The organism is Mesorhizobium sp. Cs1299R1N3 (assembly GCF_037179625.1).
Lineage (GTDB): Bacteria > Pseudomonadota > Alphaproteobacteria > Rhizobiales > Rhizobiaceae > Mesorhizobium > Mesorhizobium salmacidum.
Genome location: NZ_JAPYKQ010000003.1, coordinates 69,951 through 86,555 on the forward strand (window position 1 = coordinate 69,951; position 16,605 = coordinate 86,555).

Annotated in this window: 17 protein-coding genes; 11 read left to right on the top strand and 6 right to left on the bottom strand. The window is 63.3% G+C overall.

The genetic code is table 11. From position 1 onward, the window contains the following. Positions 1–6 precede the first annotated feature (6 nt). Both O7B34_RS08835 and O7B34_RS08840 read right to left on the bottom strand, forming a co-directional pair. Positions 7–729 carry an SDR family oxidoreductase gene (locus tag O7B34_RS08835; protein ID WP_337142764.1) on the bottom strand — a complete coding sequence of 241 codons (723 nt, stop codon included), beginning with the start codon at positions 727–729 and terminating at the stop codon, positions 7–9. Continuing rightward, a complete protein-coding gene (locus O7B34_RS08840; RefSeq protein WP_337145690.1) occupies positions 726–1,562 on the bottom strand; it encodes an SDR family oxidoreductase in 837 nt (278 codons plus the stop codon). The genes O7B34_RS08835 and O7B34_RS08840 overlap by 4 nt, the downstream gene beginning before the upstream one ends. A gap of 103 nt (positions 1,563–1,665) precedes the next feature. Here O7B34_RS08840 and O7B34_RS08845 point away from each other — a divergent pair, with 103 nt between their 5' ends. Beyond that, positions 1,666–2,547, top strand: a complete 882-nt coding sequence (locus O7B34_RS08845) for a helix-turn-helix transcriptional regulator (RefSeq protein WP_337145691.1) — start codon at positions 1,666–1,668, stop codon at positions 2,545–2,547. 134 nt (positions 2,548–2,681) lie between these two features. On the opposite strand, the gene O7B34_RS08850 is transcribed toward O7B34_RS08845, so the two are convergent. After that, entirely contained in the window at positions 2,682–3,317 is a 636-nt protein-coding gene (locus tag O7B34_RS08850) for a TetR family transcriptional regulator C-terminal domain-containing protein (RefSeq protein ID WP_337145692.1), read from the bottom strand. Between the two features lie 226 nt (positions 3,318–3,543). Here O7B34_RS08850 and O7B34_RS08855 point away from each other — a divergent pair, with 226 nt between their 5' ends. From O7B34_RS08855 to O7B34_RS08870, 4 genes are all read left to right on the top strand, one after another. Then, positions 3,544–4,872, top strand: a complete 1,329-nt coding sequence (locus O7B34_RS08855; RefSeq protein ID WP_337145693.1) for an aspartate aminotransferase family protein — start codon at positions 3,544–3,546, stop codon at positions 4,870–4,872. A 68-nt stretch (positions 4,873–4,940) separates the two neighbouring features. Further along, positions 4,941–6,191, top strand: a complete 1,251-nt coding sequence (locus O7B34_RS08860) for a Zn-dependent hydrolase (protein ID WP_337145694.1) — start codon at positions 4,941–4,943, stop codon at positions 6,189–6,191. 64 nt (positions 6,192–6,255) lie between these two features. After that, positions 6,256–7,707 (top strand): dihydropyrimidinase, encoded by a 1,452-nt coding sequence (gene hydA, locus O7B34_RS08865; protein ID WP_337145695.1) that lies wholly within the window; start codon positions 6,256–6,258, stop codon positions 7,705–7,707. A gap of 2 nt (positions 7,708–7,709) precedes the next feature. Continuing rightward, positions 7,710–8,087: a hypothetical protein gene (locus O7B34_RS08870; protein ID WP_337145696.1), complete on the top strand. Its 378-nt coding sequence runs from the start codon at positions 7,710–7,712 to the stop codon at positions 8,085–8,087. A gap of 26 nt (positions 8,088–8,113) precedes the next feature. On the opposite strand, the gene O7B34_RS08875 is transcribed toward O7B34_RS08870, so the two are convergent. Continuing rightward, positions 8,114–8,518 (bottom strand): cupin domain-containing protein, encoded by a 405-nt coding sequence (locus O7B34_RS08875; protein ID WP_015317160.1) that lies wholly within the window; start codon positions 8,516–8,518, stop codon positions 8,114–8,116. A 139-nt stretch (positions 8,519–8,657) separates the two neighbouring features. Between O7B34_RS08875 and O7B34_RS08880 the strand changes: the two genes are divergently transcribed. The 6 genes from O7B34_RS08880 (at position 8,658) to O7B34_RS08905 (ending at position 13,653) form a co-directional block, all read left to right on the top strand. Next, complete coding sequence (locus O7B34_RS08880; RefSeq protein WP_027141599.1) at positions 8,658–9,449, top strand: ABC transporter ATP-binding protein; 792 nt, start codon at positions 8,658–8,660, stop codon at positions 9,447–9,449. Next, positions 9,442–9,975 (top strand): endonuclease domain-containing protein, encoded by a 534-nt coding sequence (locus O7B34_RS08885; RefSeq protein ID WP_442920960.1) that lies wholly within the window; start codon positions 9,442–9,444, stop codon positions 9,973–9,975. The genes O7B34_RS08880 and O7B34_RS08885 overlap by 8 nt, the downstream gene beginning before the upstream one ends. Then, positions 9,976–10,854, top strand: coding sequence for an ABC transporter permease (locus O7B34_RS08890; RefSeq protein WP_337145697.1), 879 nt, complete (start codon positions 9,976–9,978; stop codon positions 10,852–10,854). It abuts the gene before it with no gap. Beyond that, on the top strand, positions 10,851–12,005 hold the full coding sequence (locus O7B34_RS08895; protein ID WP_337145698.1) for an ABC transporter permease: 1,155 nt from the start codon (positions 10,851–10,853) through the stop codon (positions 12,003–12,005). The genes O7B34_RS08890 and O7B34_RS08895 overlap by 4 nt, the downstream gene beginning before the upstream one ends. Before the next feature lie 40 nt (positions 12,006–12,045). Then, positions 12,046–13,017, top strand: a complete 972-nt coding sequence (locus tag O7B34_RS08900) for an ABC transporter substrate-binding protein (RefSeq protein ID WP_337145699.1) — start codon at positions 12,046–12,048, stop codon at positions 13,015–13,017. 192 nt (positions 13,018–13,209) lie between these two features. Next, the gene (locus O7B34_RS08905; RefSeq protein ID WP_337142774.1) at positions 13,210–13,653 is read left to right on the top strand and encodes a CHRD domain-containing protein; all 444 of its coding nucleotides are present in this window, start codon (positions 13,210–13,212) and stop codon (positions 13,651–13,653) included. Positions 13,654–13,705: 52 nt separating this feature from the next. Here O7B34_RS08905 and O7B34_RS08910 read toward each other — a convergent pair whose 3' ends face one another. Together O7B34_RS08910 and O7B34_RS08915 are read right to left on the bottom strand one after the other, a co-directional pair. Beyond that, positions 13,706–15,355 carry a thiamine pyrophosphate-binding protein gene (locus tag O7B34_RS08910; protein ID WP_337145700.1) on the bottom strand — a complete coding sequence of 550 codons (1,650 nt, stop codon included), beginning with the start codon at positions 15,353–15,355 and terminating at the stop codon, positions 13,706–13,708. Further along, positions 15,352–16,527: a CaiB/BaiF CoA transferase family protein gene (locus tag O7B34_RS08915; RefSeq protein WP_337145701.1), complete on the bottom strand. Its 1,176-nt coding sequence runs from the start codon at positions 16,525–16,527 to the stop codon at positions 15,352–15,354. Before O7B34_RS08915 ends, O7B34_RS08910 begins: the two co-directional genes overlap by 4 nt. Positions 16,528–16,605: the final 78 nt, after the last annotated feature.

Sequence of the window (16,605 nt, forward strand, 5' to 3'; positions counted from 1 at the left end):
AAACGCTCAGGCCGCAAATCGCAGGCCGCCATCGCAGGTCAGCACCTGGCCGGTCATGAAGCTGTTGGAGACGAGGAAGGCTATCGCCGATGCGACGTCCTCGGCACGGCCGATGCGGCCGACCGGCGTTTTCCCCGCATATTCGGCAAAGACCGCCTGCCGCTGCTCAACCGGTAGAAAATCCCACCACGGCGTGTCGATGACGCCGGGCGCAACGACGTTGACGCGCAACGGCTTCAGTTCCATCGCCAGGATCGGCGCGACGGTCAGCAGCATGCCGTTGATGGCGCCGATGCCGGCGACGCCTGGCATCGCGACCTGGGCCGACACCGCCGAAATGAATGTGACCGATCCGCTCTTGCTTAGCGTCGGCAAGGCGGCCTGAAGGCAGGAGAGTTGCGGCCGCACTTTTTCGTCGACGCCCCCGGCGATGTCTGCAAGGTCGAGGGTTTCGAATGGACCGAGGCCCTTGCCGCCGCTGGCTGCCAGAACGAGATGGTCGAACGGGCCGAGGCGCTCGAAAAACTGGCGTACGTCATCCGGCTTCGAAGCGTCGAAGGCGGCCTTGTCGGCAGCGCCGCCAAGGCTCTTCCAGGCGCTGACGAGCTTGTCCTGGTTGCGCCCGGTGATGGTCACCTTCATGCCCGGGCCGAGCAGTTTGCGCGCTGTCGCCAGGCCGATGCCGGACGAGCCGCCGATGATGACTGTGTGTTCGGTTCTGTCGGTCATGACTGTTCTTTCTTCGATGGGGAAGCGACGCCGACAAGGTCGAGGCTCATGCTGCGCAATTGCTGTCTTGCCCTGGCGTCGTAGGCCTGGGCGTCGGCGCGGGATTCGCGCAGTCCGTCGAAATAGAGGCCGCTGCGGCCTTCGAGCGCGGATGAGGTGGCGAGGTTCAAGATAGCTTCGGCGCCGGTTTCGACGGAGCTCCACGGCGTCACGCCCGCCTGTCGGACCATGGTGGTGTTCATATAGCTCGCCGGATGCAGCGCGTTGACGGTGACGCTGCTGCCTTCCAACTGCTCGGCCAGATCGACGGTGAACAGGATCTGCGCCAGCTTGCTCTGGCAATAGGCGCGCACGCCGCTATAGCCGCGGGTCAGCATGACATCGTCGAAATCGATCGCCTGCTGGCCGGCGGACGCGACATTGACGATGCGTGCCGGGGCGCTCGCCTTCAGCAGCGGCAGAAGCTCCGAGGTCAGCAGGAAGCCGGCGAGATAGTTGACGGCAAAGCGCAACTCGTAGCCATCGGCGCTTGTCTGTCGCTTGTCGCCGGCGGTGCCGACGCCGGCATTGTTGATGAGGATGTCGAGGCGGGTTGTGCTGCCGCGCACGGCCTCGGCGAGGCGTCTTACCTGCGCCAGTGAAGCGAGATCGGCAGCGAGAAACTCGGCCTTGCCGCCAGCGGCTTCGATGTCGGCGATAACGGCCTTGCCACGGGTTGCATCGCGGCCATGCACCAGCACCCGTGCGCCGGCGGCACCCAGGCTTTGCGCCACGACCCGGCCGACGCCGTCGGTCGAGCCGGTGATGAGGATGGTCTTGCCTTTCAATTCCATGTTCAGAGCCTCCTGTTGTTGCCCTGAACGCAAGATGGGGCGCTTTGCCCATGTCAAACAGTTCAAACTTTATCCTGGTATCGATACTGCTATAATAGCCGGCATGAACGCTCCCGCTGCCTCCACCCGATCAGCCGACGAGAGCCGCCGGCGTGAACTCGGCGCCTTCCTGCGTTCGCGCCGGGAAAAGCTGGCGCCGTCGGCCACCGGCATCGCGACAGGTCCGCGACGGCGCACGCCGGGTCTGCGGCGCGAGGAAGTGGCGATGATCGCCGGTGTCGGCACCACCTGGTACACCTGGCTCGAACAGGGCAGGGATGTGCGGCCCTCGGTGGAAGTGCTGGCGGCGCTCTGCGAGGCGCTTCGCCTCGACGCCGTCGAGAAGCGGCATCTGTTCATCCTGGCCGGCCGCCAGCAGCCGGAGCGTCGTGTGGCGGCGCCGGAAAAGGTCGATGCCACGCTGTCGCATATGCTGCAAAGCCTGGTGCTGCAGCCCGCCTATGTCGTCGGCCGGCGTTGGGACGTTCTTGCCTGGAACGAAGCGGCCGTGGCGGTGTTCGGCGACTATGGCCTGCTGGAGGGCGATAGCAGAAATATCGTCCACATGGTGTTCACCAACCCGCACCACCGCCGCCTGCTGGTCGACTGGGAAGAACTCGCCCGCGTGGTGCTCGCCTCGTTTCGTGCCGAAAGCGCCAAATATGTCGGCGATCCAGATTTCGAACGGCTGATCGCGCTGATGATGAACTCAAGTCCCGAGTTCCGCGACTGGTGGCCCCGGCGCGACGTGGCGCGAAAACTGACCGGCGTGAAGCACGTCCGGCATCCCAAGGCGGGCTTGATGGCTTTCGAGCATATGAGCCTGTCGATCGACGACGGCTCGGACATGCGGCTGATCGTCTATACGCCGCTCGCCGAGCAGAACTCGATCGCCAAGCTACAACAACTGCTGGAGGCGATGCCGGCCGAACGGCGTAGCGCGTGAGACCCCTCAGCTTCGTCATCCTCGGGTCTGCGCCGCGTCGCTACGCTCCTTGCTCCGCCCGTGGATGACGAAATGATGAGCGCCTCCGCTAACCTCCACGGTCAGCAAGAACCAAGCAACCGGTGGGTCGGCCGCTAGCCGTTTGGCTTCAGCCCATCGAGGAACAATTGCTCCAGGAAGCGGGCAGCGTCCTCGAAGCGGCCGTCGCCGCCGCGGTTCGGCCCCAGAACGGCGCGGACCTGGACGTCGAAATCGGCATAGTGCTGCGTCGTTGCCCAGATCGCGAAGATCAGGTGCCAGGGATCGGTCCGTGCGATCTTGCCGGCGCGCATCCAGCCCTTGATGACGGCGGCCTTCTCGTCGACCAACGTCTTCAACTCGCCCGCCAACAGCGGCATGATGCGCGGCGCTCCTTGCAGGATCTCGTTGGCGAACAGCCGGCTCTCGCGCGGAAAGTCGCGGGCCATTTCCAGCTTGCGCCTGATGTAGCTCCTGAGTTCGGTCATCGGATCGCCGATGTCGTCGAGTTCCCTGAGCGGCGCCAGCCAGGTTTCGAGCAGCCGCTCCATCAATGTCTCGTGAATGTCCTCCTTGCGGCGGAAATAGTAGAGCAGGTTCGGCTTCGACATGCCGGCGGCTTCGGCGATCTGGTCGATGGTGGAACCGCGGAAGCCGCTGGTGGAAAACACTTCGAGCGCGGCCTCCAGGATCAGTTCGCGCTTTTCCTGCTGGATGCGGGTGCGGCGAGGGGCTTGCGTGCTCGTGGTCACCGTTGCGGACCCTCGCATCGACGGTCAACTGGACCAATTCTCTGGACCAGTTTTTCTCCAACCTGTGGAACGCACTTCAGGAGCCGCATTTCCGCTAGTAATCCATTGACCGCCGACATGGCGGTGCTAACGTTTGTCCAATCGGTCAAAATTTGCGTAGCATGAAAGCGCGGCAAAGACCAAGCGTTGGGCGCAGCGAAACAGGTTACAAGGGGAAGTCTTGGTCATGTCCAACCGGCTGAAAGTCACGCCGAACGATCTCAGCGCATTCTGGATGCCGTTCACGGCAAACCGGCAGTTCAAGCAGGCGCCGCGCATGTTCGTGTCCGCCAAGGACATGCATTACACGACCAGCGACGGCCGCAAGGTGCTGGACGGCACCGCCGGCCTGTGGTGCGTCAACGCCGGCCATTGCCGCCCGAAGATCACCGAGGCGATCCAGCACCAGGCCGCCGAACTCGACTACGCCCCGGCCTTCCAGATGGGCCATCCGATCGTGTTCGAGCTGGCCAACCGCCTGGTCGACCTCGCGCCCAAGGGCATGGACCATGTATTCTTCACCAATTCCGGTTCGGAATCGGTCGAGACGGCGTTGAAGATGGCGATCGCCTTTCACCGCGTGAAGGGAGAGGGCTCACGCACCCGGCTCATCGGTCGCGAGCGCGGCTATCACGGCGTCAATTTCGGCGGCATCTCGGTCGGCGGCATCGTCACCAACCGCAAGATGTTCGGCACGCTGCTGGGCGGCGTCGACCACATGCCGCACACGCATCTGCCGGAGAAGAACGCTTTTTCGAAAGGCGTGCCGGAGTATGGCGCGGAGCTCGCCAACGAGCTGGAGCGTATCGTCGCCCTGCATGACGCCTCGACCATCGCGGCCGTCATCGTCGAGCCGGTCGCCGGCTCCACTGGCGTTATCCTGCCGCCGAAGGGCTATCTCGAGAAGCTGCGCGAAATCTGCACCAAGCACGGCATCCTGCTGATCTTCGACGAGGTCATCACCGGTTTCGGCCGCCTCGGCGCGCCGTTCGCCGCCGACTATTTCGGCGTCACGCCCGACATCATGACCACTGCCAAGGGCGTCTCCAACGGCGTCATCCCGATGGGCGCGGTGTTCGTGAAGAAGGAAATCCACGACGCCTTCATGACCGGCCCCGAGCACATGATCGAGTTCTTCCACGGCTACACCTATTCGGGCAATCCGATCGCTTGTGCGGCCGCACTCGGCACGCTCGATACCTACAAGGAAGAGGGCTTGCTCACCCGTGGCGAGGAACTGGCACCTTATTGGGAGGATGCGCTGCATTCGCTCAAGGGCGAGCCGCATGTCATCGACATCAGGAACATCGGCCTGATCGGCGCGATCGAACTGGCGCCGATCGCCGGCAGCCCGACCAAGCGTGCGTTCTCGGCCTTCGTCAAGGCGTTCGAGCGCGGCGCGCTGATCCGCACCACCGGCGACATTATCGCACTGTCGCCGCCGCTGATCATCACCAAGGGCCAGATCAACGAATTGATCGACCATGTGCGGGAAGTGCTGCGGTCGATCGATTGAAGGGCTGGATGCAGCTTTCCCTCCCCTCGAGGGGGAGGGGGACGCCGCGCAATAGGAGAGGACTTTGAATGGCCGCACCCGGCGAGAATCTGCGAATCAATTCAGACCGCTTGTGGGATTCCATCATGGAGATGGCGAAGATCGGCCCCGGCATTGCCGGCGGTAACAATCGCCAGACCGTGACCGACGAGGACGGCGAGGGCCGGCACCTGTTCAAGCGCTGGTGTGATGCGGCCGGGCTCGAAATGGGCGTCGACGAGATGGGCACCATGTTTGCCCGCCGCGAGGGCACCGATCCCAGCCTGCCGCCGGTCTATGTCGGCAGCCACCTCGATACGCAGCCCACCGGCGGCAAGTATGACGGCGTGCTCGGCGTGCTCGGCGGCCTGGAGATCGTGCGTTCGCTCAACGATCTCGACATCAAGACCAAACACCCGATCGTCGTCACCAACTGGACCAACGAGGAAGGGGCGCGCTTCGCTCCGGCGATGATGGCCTCCGGCGTATTCGCGGGCGTGCTCGACCAGGCGGATGTCTATCAGCATACCGACAAGCAGGGCAAAAAGTTCGGCGACGAACTGGAGCGCATCGGCTGGAAGGGCGCCGAGAAGGTCGGCGACCGCAAGATTCACGCCTTCTTCGAACTGCATATCGAGCAGGGCCCGATCCTTGAGGACGAAGATATCGACATCGGCGTCGTCACCCACGGCCAGGGCCTGAAATGGCTGCAGGTGACGCTGACGGGCAAGGAAGCGCATACCGGCTCGACGCCGATGCCGAAGCGCCGCAATGCTGGGCTCGGCATGGCCCGGGTGATCGAACTGGTGCACGAGATCGCCATGGACTACCAGCCCGACGCCGTCGGCGCGGTCGGCCACATGGAAGTCTATCCCAATTCGCGCAACATCATCGCCGGACGCACCGTCTTCACCATAGACATCCGCTCGCCGGAGAAGGAAGTGCTCGATGCCATGGATGGCCGCATCCGCGAAGGCATCGACACGATCTGCGATGCGCTCGACATCCGATACGAGATCGAGCAGGTCGGTCATTTCGATCCGGTCACCTTCGACAAGGGCTGCGTCAAGGCGATCCGCGACGCCGCAGAGCGGCTCGGTTATACGCATCGCAATATCGTCTCCGGCGCAGGCCACGACGCCTGCTGGATCAACCGCGTCGCTCCGACCGCGATGGTGATGTGCCCATGCGTGGATGGGTTAAGCCACAACGAGGCGGAAGAGATCACCAAGGAATGGGCCGCGGCCGGCGCCGACGTTCTGTTCCACGCGGTGGTGGAGACGGCCGTCATCGTGGAGTGAACTAAGAAGATTTACCTCCAAACGCCGCTCACCAAGAAGCGCGAAAAGACAAGGGAACAAGAAAATGTCCAAGGTCATCCGAAACGGCACCATCGTCACGGCCGACCGCACGTGGAAGGCCGACGTGCTGATGCAGCACGGCAAGATCGTCGCTATCGGTTCCAACCTGCACGGCGACCATGAGTATGACGCCACCGGTTGCTATGTCATGCCAGGCGGCATCGACCCGCATACCCATCTTGAAATGCCCTTCATGGGCACTTATTCCGCCGATGATTTCGAATCCGGCACGAGGGCTGCCCTGGCCGGCGGCACGACGATGGTGGTCGATTTCTGCCTCCCGTCCCCGCAGCAGTCGCTGCTCGAAGCCTTGCAGATGTGGGACAACAAGACCTCGAAGGCAGCCTGCGACTATTCCTTCCACATGGCGATCACCTGGTGGGGCAAGCAGGTGTTCGACGAGATGGCCACCGTGGTCGACAAGGGCATCACCTCGTTCAAGCACTTCATGGCCTACAAGGGCGCGCTGATGGTCGACGACGACGAGATGTACGCGTCGTTCCAGCGCTGCGCCGACCTCGGCGCACTGCCGCTGGTGCATGCCGAGAATGGCGACGTGGTCGCCGCCCTGTCGCAGAAGCTGCTCGCCGCCGGCAACAACGGCCCCGAAGGGCATGCCTATTCGCGCCCACCGGAAGTGGAGGGCGAGGCGACCAACCGCGCCATCATGATCGCCGATATGGCCGGCGTGCCGCTCTATGTCGTGCACGTCTCCTGCGAGCAGAGCCACGAGGCGATCCGCCGGGCGCGCCAGAAAGGCATGCGGGTGTTCGGCGAGCCGCTGATCCAGCACCTGACGCTGGACGAGAGCGAGTATTTCGACAAGGACTGGGACCATGCAGCGCGTCGCGTGATGAGCCCACCCTTCCGCAACAAGCTGCACCAGGATTCGCTATGGGCGGGCCTGCAGGCCGGATCGCTGCAGGTGGTGGCGACCGATCATTGCGCCTTCACCACCGAGCAGAAGCGCTTCGGCGTCGGCAATTTCACCAAGATTCCCAACGGCACGGGGGGCCTCGAGGACCGGCTGCCGGTGCTATGGACCAAGGGCGTCAACACCGGGCGGCTGACGATGAACGAGTTCGTCGCCGTGACATCGACCAACATCGCCAAGATCCTCAATATGTATCCAAAAAAGGGCGCCATCGTCGAAGGTGCCGATGCCGACATCATCGTCTGGGATCCTAGCGCCAAGAAAACGATTTCTTCGAAGAAGCAGCAGTCTGTCATCGACTACAATGTATTCGAAGGCGTCGAGGTGACGGGCTTGCCGCGCTTCGTCTTCTCGCGAGGCGAGTTGTCGATCGAGGAAGCCGAGGTGAAGGCAAAGCCCGGTCATGGCGAGTTCGTCGGCCGCGAGCCGAACGCCGCCGTCAACCGGGCGCTGTCGACCTGGAAAGAGATCACCGCGCCGCGCAAGGTCGAGCGGACCGGCATTCCGGCGACCGGGGTTTGACGGTGAGGCGCGCGGGGTTCTATCTCGCCGCCGTTCTGGTTCTGGCTGCCGGCTCCGCCTCGGCGGCCGGCATCGACCTGTCCAAGCCCTATGGCAACAAGACCGGCTGCATCAACAAGAATGGTCAGAAGCTCTATGCCGAGGACATGCTGCTGCTGACCGATACCGACTTCATCACCATTGCCAGCGCCTGTACCTTCACTGAAAAGCAGGTACAGGCCGACGGTTCGCTGGTGGCGAAGGCGCAATGCCAGGCGGAAGGCGAGGAAGGCCAGTCGACGATCCAGTTCACCATCAAGCGCAGCGCCAAGAACGCCAAGAAGCTGGTGATTGCCGACGAGGACGGTGCCGTCTACGGGGAAGTGTCACGGTGCCGATGACGGCCAGCGTCCCTCGTTCGAGGATATCAAGCGACCAGTGCATCCAGTTCCGGCAACAGGACGACGCTTTCCTGTTCGTTGGGGTCGGTGCGGGCGATGACAGCCGACGAGGGGGCGTTGCTCAGATTGGCCGGCAAATGCGGCACGCCGGCCGGAATGTAGAAGAGGTCACCGGCCTTGACGACGATGTGATGCTCCAGCCGGTCGCCATACCAGGTATGGACCTCGCCGGAGAGCACGTAGATCGCCGTTTCATGGTTCTCATGCAGATGCGCCTTGGCGCGGGCGCCGGGCGGCATGGTCAGCACATGCATGCAGATGCCGGAAGAGCCGACCGACTCGGTGGCGATGCCTGCGAAATAGGTTAGACCCTGCTTGCCTTCATAAGTGCTTTCAGGGCGGATAAGATGACAAGTGGGTTTAGGCGACATCGGGGAAACTCCGGGCGTCGATTGAGTGGGACAAGCTCAGCAGGGCTGGGGCCAATGGGATGGGTCGAATGGAAAACAACATCGCGATAAAAGCAATCGGAATCGGGACGGCGCCACGGGAACAGGCAGGCCGCAACCGATGACGGGAATTTCGCCAGCCGTCGTTTCGGCAAGCAAACTTGGGCTCACCTTCCAGACCAATGACGGGCCGGTGCAGGCGCTGTCCAATGTCGACCTGACCATCGGCAAGGGGGAGTTCGTCTCCTTCATCGGGCCGTCGGGCTGCGGCAAGACCACTTTGCTGCGCGTCATCGCCGATCTGGAGAAGCCGACCTCGGGGGCGATTTCGATCAACGGCATGACAGCTGAACAGGCGCGCGAGAAACGCGCCTACGGCTATGTCTTCCAGGCCGCCGCCCTGTTTCCCTGGCGCACCATCGAGCGCAATGTCGCGCTGCCGCTGGAGATCATGGGCCTGTCCAGGGCCGAGCAGGCGGAGCGCATCAAGCGCACGCTCGACCTCGTCAATCTCAGCGGCTTCGAGAAGAAATATCCCTGGCAGCTTTCCGGGGGCATGCAGCAGCGCGCCTCGATCGCGCGTGCGCTCGCCTTCGACGCCGACCTCCTGTTGATGGACGAGCCGTTCGGCGCGCTGGACGAGATTGTGCGCGACCACCTCAACGAGCAATTGCTGGAACTGTGGGGACGGACGAACAAGACCATCTGCTTCGTCACACACTCCATCCCGGAGGCGGTCTATCTGTCGACACGCATCGTCGTCATGTCGCCACGTCCGGGCCGGGTCAGCGATGTCATTGAATCGACGCTGCCGAAAGAGCGGCCGCTCGGCATCCGCGAGACGCCGGAGTTCCTGGCGATCGCCGCACGGGTGCGGGACGGGTTGAGGGCAGGGCATAGCTATGATGATTGAGTGGGGGCAGGATGAGTTTCCTCCTCTCCCCCACGGGGAGAGGGTGGCCGGAGCGAAGCGGAGGTCGGGTGAGGGGGCGGCGCCGACAGATCCGACCAAGAGGAAGATCGGGGCAACCGAACGCGCCCGAAGGCTGCGGGTTGAAGAGACCGAGGCTGAATACAGACTTTGGGGCGAACTGAGAGGCCGTCATCTCAACGGTTACAAATTTGTGAGGCAAGTGCCTCTCGGACCTTTCATCGCCGATTTCGTTTGCCGCGAGAACGGCCTGATTGTCGAACTTGACGGCAGCCAGCACGCGGATTCTCCAGCCGATGCCGTGAGAACCGCTTGGCTGAACGGCCAAGGGTATTCCGTTCTGAGATTCTGGAACCACGAAGTGTTGGCCGAGCGCCGAGCGGTCCTTGATACGATCTTGGCTTGCCTTGACGGAAAGATTTCTACCCCCTCACCCGACCTCCGCTTCGCTCCGGCCACCCTCTCCCCGTTGGGGAGAGGAGGGCGCCAGCCCGGCGAGGATCGCTAGATGGACACCTTCCGCGACAAGCTTATCCCGGTCACCTCGATCCTCGTTGGTGTCGTCGTGCTCTGGTACGTTTTCGCCGTCTTCCTCAACGCGCCCTTCCAGCGCGATCTCGACCGGCGGGCCAACGAAACCTCGACGTTCAGCGAACTCATCGGCAAGACGTTGTCGCAGCCGAAGCCGACGCTGCCGGCGCCGCATCAGGTGGCGGTGAATTTCTTCGAGAACACGTTTCTGCGGCCCATCACCTCGAACCGCAGTCTTGTCTACAACGCCTGGGTGACGCTGTCCTCGACGTTGCTCGGCTTTGCCTTCGGCACCGCGCTCGGCATCGTCATCGCGGTGGGCATCGTCCATGTGGCGACGCTCGATCGCAGCCTGATGCCGTGGATCATCGCCTCGCAGACCATTCCGATCCTGGCCGTGGCGCCGATGATCATCGTCGTGCTGGCGGCGGTCGGCATCACCGGCCTGGTCCCGAAGGCGATGATCTCGACCTACCTGTCGTTCTTCCCGGTAACGGTCGGCATGGTGAAGGGGCTGCGCTCGCCCGAACTCATGCATCTCGACCTGATGCACACCTACAATGCCAGCCAGGCCCAGACCTTCTGGAAGCTGCGCGTGCCGGCCTCGGTGCCGTTCCTGTTCACCTCGATGAAGGTTGCGGTGGCGGCAAGCCTGGTCGGCGCCATCGTCGGCGAACTGCCGACGGGTGCTGTCGCCGGCATCGGCGCCAAGCTTCTGGCCGGCGCCTATTACAGCCAGTCCATCGACATCTGGTCGGCGCTGGTCGCCGGCTCGATCGTGGCGGCGCTGCTTGTGATGGTGGTTGGCATCGCCGGCCGCCTCGTCGACCGCGCCATGGGCGGGAGGCCGGCATGAACCGGCTGAAACCTTCCTGGCAAGCGACGTTGGCGATCCTGGCGTGCCTGATCGCCGTTGCGCTCGGAGCGATCGCAGCGCCAAAAGTTGATCCGCTGGCGCAGCCTGCGGGGACGTTGATCTATCCCTATGCCGCGACGAGCTGGCTGATCTTCGGCGCGCTGCTTCTCGCCGCTTTGATCCCGATGGCCAAAGTACCGCCCGTGGTCGAAGCTGTCGTGCTTTTCATCGGTGCGCATCTGGCGGCCTGGCTGCTCATCGGGGGCATTGCCGGCTTCGAAGGTCTGGCGCGGGCGCCATATTTCCTGCTGCTCGCGGCCGCCTGGCTGCTTGGCTGGCGTTGTGTCGCGGTCTTGTCTGGACTGCGCCCGACGGACGGCTCGACGCGGACCGCTCTGCGCCTGATCATCCCCGCCATCTTCGGTGCCTGGATCCTGATCATCTGGGAAGCTGTCACACGCGGCGCCGGCATTCCTTTCATCCTGTTGCCGCCGCCGAGCGCCATCGGCGCGCGCATCGCCGGTTCGCTGCCGATCCTCGGAGCCGATGTCCGGCAGACCATCTTCAAGGCGGTGCTCTTCGGCTATGTCGTGGGCAGCGGTGCGGGCTTCGTCACCGCTGTTCTCGCCGACCGCGTGGCGTTCCTGCGGCGCGGGCTCTTGCCGATCGGCAACATGGTCTCGGCGCTGCCGATCATCGGCGTGGCGCCGATCATGGTCATGTGGTTCGGCTTCGACTGGCAGTCCAAGGCGGCTGTCGTCATCATCATGACCTTCTTCCCGATGCTGGTGAACACGGTCGCCGGGCTCGCCGCGTCCGGCCATATGGAGCGCGACCTGATGCGCACCTATGCGTCTGGCTATTGGCCGACGCTCATCAAGCTGCGGCTGCCGGCGGCAGCACCTTTCATCTTCAACGCGCTGAAGATCAACTCGACGCTGGCGCTGATCGGCGCCATCGTCGCCGAGTTCTTCGGCACGCCGGTCGTCGGTATGGGCTTCCGCATTTCGACCGAGGTCGGGCGGATGAACATCGACATGGTCTGGGCCGAAATCGCAGTTGCAGCACTTGCGGGTTCGGTCTTTTATGGCGTGGTCGCCCTTGTCGAAAGGGCCGTCACGTTTTGGCATCCCTCTGTCCGTGGTGGATAGGGGCGGTGGGTTTAGGGCACTAACTTCAGAGGGTAAAAAAATGAAAAGACTTATTATTCCATTTCTGGCCGGCGCGATGTCGCTGGCCGCGTTCCAGGCAATAGCCGCCGACAAGGTGACCTTGCAGCTGAAATGGGTCACGCAGGCGCAGTTTGCCGGCTACTATGTCGCCAAGGCGAAGGGTTTCTATGACGCCGAAGGGCTCGACGTCGACATCAAGCCGGGCGGTCCCGACATCGCCCCGGAGCAGGTGATCGCCGGCGGTGGTGCCGATGTCATCGTCGACTGGATGGGCGGCGCGCTCGCCGCGCGCGAAAAGGGCGTGCCGCTGGTCAACATCGCCCAGCCGTTCAAGAAGGCCGGCATGGAGCTGGTCTGCCCGAAGGACGGCCCGATCAAGAGCGAAGCCGATTTCAAGGGTCATACGCTGGGCGTCTGGTTCTTCGGCAATGAATATCCGTTCTACGCCTGGATGAACAAGCTTGGCCTCAAGACCGATGGCGGCCCTGATGGTGTCACTGTTCTCAAGCAGAGTTTCGATGTGCAGCCGCTGATCCAGAAGCAGGCCGATTGCATCTCGGTCATGACCTACAATGAGTACTGGCAGCTGATCGACGCCGGCTACAAGCCCGAACAACTCACCGTCTTCAACTACTCGGCCATGGGCAACGACCTGCTCGAGGACGGCCTCTATGCGTCGGAAGACAAGCTCAAGGATCCGGCCTTCGAGGACAAGATGGTGCGTTTCGTGCGCGCTTCGATGAAGGGCTGGAAATACGCCATTGACAACAATGACGAGGCGGCAGGCATTGTCATGGACGGCGGCGGCCAGGATGAGAACCACCAGAAGCGGATGATGAGCGAAGTCGCCAAGCTGATCGACAACGCCGACGGCAAGCTCGACCCGGCGACCTACGAGCGCACCGCCAAGGCGCTGCTCGATCAGAAGATCATCACCAAGGAGCCGAAAGGCGCCTACACCACCGCCATCACGGACAAGGCGGTCAAATAAGCCTGGCAGGCGCAATCAACGGCGCCCGCGACCGGTTTGACGGCTGACACCAAAAGGGGCGGGCGACCGCCCCTTTTCAATTCGCTCCGATCACAAAACCGTGTGCGGGGATACATTGTGCCAACCAGCCGTTGCATTGAAGCATGCGCGCGGCGGGGAGCCGTGACGCATAGCTTCAATCGGAGGTTCTTCATGCGCGCACACCCCTTCCTGCCGGCGCTATCGGCGCTCGCTATTTCCACCGCTTTCCTGTTCGCGTCACCGGCCATGGCCGAGATGGTAAAATACAAGGCGACCCTCGATGGCGGCCAGCAGAGCCCAGCTGTCACCACCAAGGGCAAGGGGACGGCCACTCTCACCTTCGACACCACGAAGAAGAAGCTCAGCTGGAACGTGAAGTATTCCGGCCTCAGCGGCCCGGCGTCGGCCGCGCATATCCACGGCCCGGCGGCAATGGGTGAAAACGCGGATCCCGTGATCCCGTTCAAAGGCAAGCTCAAGAGCCCGATCAAGGGGTCGGCGACGTTGACCGATGCGCAGGCCGCTGACCTGGAGGCAGGCAAATATTACGTCAACGTGCACACGGCCGCCCACAAGGACGGCGAGATCCGCGGTCAGGTCGAAAAGGCGATGTAGCGGCCGAGGGCCGGCGGGACAGGGGGCGCCAGGAAACTCGGCCAGGCTACCCTTAAGCCTTGTCGCGTATCTGCGTCATCGTCCGGGTCGGCGTTATCGCTTCGGGATCGAGCCTGATCTCGACGATCGCAGGCTTGCCGCTGGTTCGCGCGCGCTCGAAGGCAGGCGCGAAATCAGCTGTCTTCTCCACCGTCTCGCCATGGCCACCATAGGCGCGGGCAAGTGCTGCAAAATCGGGGTTCTTCAGATCGGTGCCGACGACACGACCGGGATATTCGCGCTCCTGATGCATGCGGATGGTGCCGTAAATGCCGTTGTTGACCACGATCACCACGATCGGCAGATCGTACTGCACGGCGGTGGCGAATTCCTGCCCGTTCATCAGGAAGCAGCCGTCGCCGGCGAAGGCGACCACGGTGCGCTCCGGATAAAGCGCCTTGGCCGCGACCGCCGCCGGCGTGCCGTAACCCATCGAGCCCGACGTCGGCGCGGCCTGCGTGCCGAAGCGGCGGGAGCGGTGGAAGCGATGAACCCAGGTCGCATAATTGCCGGCGCCATTGGTCAGGATGGCATCGTCGGGCAACACTTTTTCCAGATAGTCCATGATCGGACCCATCTGGACCCCGCCGGGGCCGGTCTGTGGTGGCGTCGACCATTCGAGATAGGCCGCATGGTGCCCGGGCGTCTCGGCCGCCCATGATGGCGTTCCGGCGGGCTTGCGCTTGGCGAAAGCCTCGACGAAAGCCGCTGGCGAGGCGTTGATCGCCAGCGTCGGGCGGTAGACCCGGCCGAGTTCGCCGGCATCGGCATGGACATGCACCAGTGCCTGGTCGGGATAGGGGCTCTTCAGCAACGTGTAGTCCGAAGATGGCATCTCGCCCATGCGGCCGCCGATCAAGAGAACGACCTCGGCCTGCTTGATCGCCGCCGCCAGCTTCGGATTGATGCCGATGCCGACATCGCCGGCATAGTTTGGATGAAGATGGTCGAACAGCATCTGGCGGCGGAAGGAACAGCCGACAGGAAGCGACCAGGCCTCGGCGATCTCATGCATCCGCGCCACGGCATCCGCGTTCCAGCGCGTGCCGCCAAGGATGACGAAGGGACGCTTCGCGCCGGCAAGCAGCATTTCCAGTGCGTCGAGTTCGGCCTTGCCGGGATAGGTCTCGACCGGCGTGTGCGGAAGTGCTTCCGGCGCTTCGACCATGCTGGTCAGCATATCCTCCGGCAGCGAGATGACGACCGGGCCGGGACGGCCTGACGTCGCCACGGCGAAAGCGCGGGTGACGAATTCAGGGATGCGCGAGGCGTCGTCGATCTCAACCACCCATTTGGCGATGTCGCCGAAGAACCTGACGTAATCAACCTCCTGAAAAGCCTCGCGCTCCTTGGCGTGGCTGGCGACCTGGCCGATGAACAGGATGAGGGGAACCGAATCTTGCATGGCGATGTGGATGCCTGCCGAAGCGTTGGTGGCGCCGGGGCCGCGGGTGACGAAGCAGATTCCGGGCTTGCCGGTCAGCCGGCCCTGACAATCGGCCATCATGGCAGCACCGCCTTCCTGGCGGCAGACGATGGTGCGGATCGAGGAATCATGCAGGGCGTCAAGCACCGCAAGGTAGGATTCGCCCGGCACACAGAAGATACGGTCGGTGCCGTTGGCTTCGAGGGCGTCGACGATCAGTTGTCCACCGGTCTTCATTTCCCAGACTTCTCCAGTTCGGCAAGGATTTCGTCAGTGTGCTCGCCAAGGCGCGGCGAGGGGCGCTCATAGGTGAGCGGTGTGCCCGACATCACCATCGGCGCGCGCACCGACGGCAGGCGGTTGCCATGGCCGTCGTCGAGGTCGAGCCGCATGCCGCGGGCAATGGTCTGCGGATCGGCGAACATCTGGCCGATCGTGTTGATCGGACTTGCCGGCACACTGGCGGCTTCGAGCTTCGCCAGCAGCGGATCGCGATCCCAGGTCTTAAGCGCCTCGATGATGCGTGCGCGAAGGTCCACGCGGTTGGCGACGCGGGCCGGATTGGTGGTGAAATCGGGATTGGCCGGCAAATCGTCCAGCCCGACCGCAGCGCAGAATTTGGCGAACTGGCCGTCATTGCCGACAGCCAGGATGATGTGGCCGTCCCTGACCGGAAGCACTTCGTACGGGGCAATGTTCATATGCGCATTGCCCATCTGCACCGGCGACTTGCCGGAAACGAGATAGTTGAGGTTCTGGTTGCCGAGCGCCGAGATCTGAGTGTCGAACAGCGCCATGTCGATGTGCTGGCCTTCGCCGGTCTGTTCGGCATGACGAAGCGCGGCCTGGATGGCGATGACCGAATAGAGGCCGGTGAAGATATCCGAGATGGCGACGCCGGCCTTCTGCGGCTCGCGGCCGGCCTCGCCGGTGATCGACATCATGCCGGCCATGGCCTGAATGATGAAGTCATAACCGGCGCGGGCCGCATAAGGCCCATCCTGACCAAAGCCGGTGATGGAGCAGTAGACCAGGCGAGGGTTGATCTTCTTCAGGCTGTCATGGTCGAGCCCATATTTCTTCAGGCCGCCGAGTTTGAAGTTCTCGATCAGCACATCCGCCGTCGCGACCAGCCGGCGCACCGTCTCGGCGCCTTCCGGCGTCGAGAAGTCGATGGCGATGGAGCGCTTGCCGCGATTGCAGGAATGGTAATAAGCGGCCGACAGGTTCTCGCCGTCATGGCTCATGACGAAGGGCGGACCCCATTTGCGGGTGTCGTCGCCGCCATCGGGGCTCTCGACCTTGATGACATCGGCGCCGAGATCGGCAAGCAACTGCCCGGCCCAGGGCCCGGCAAGAATGCGGGCGAGTTCGACGACGCGGACGCTTTTCAGCGGGGGTTCGGCCATAAATCACCGTGTTTGCCGCAATCATCCTGATTGCCGCGAAAGCAGAGCCTCTATCAAGCCCGGCAGCGGCTGTCACGG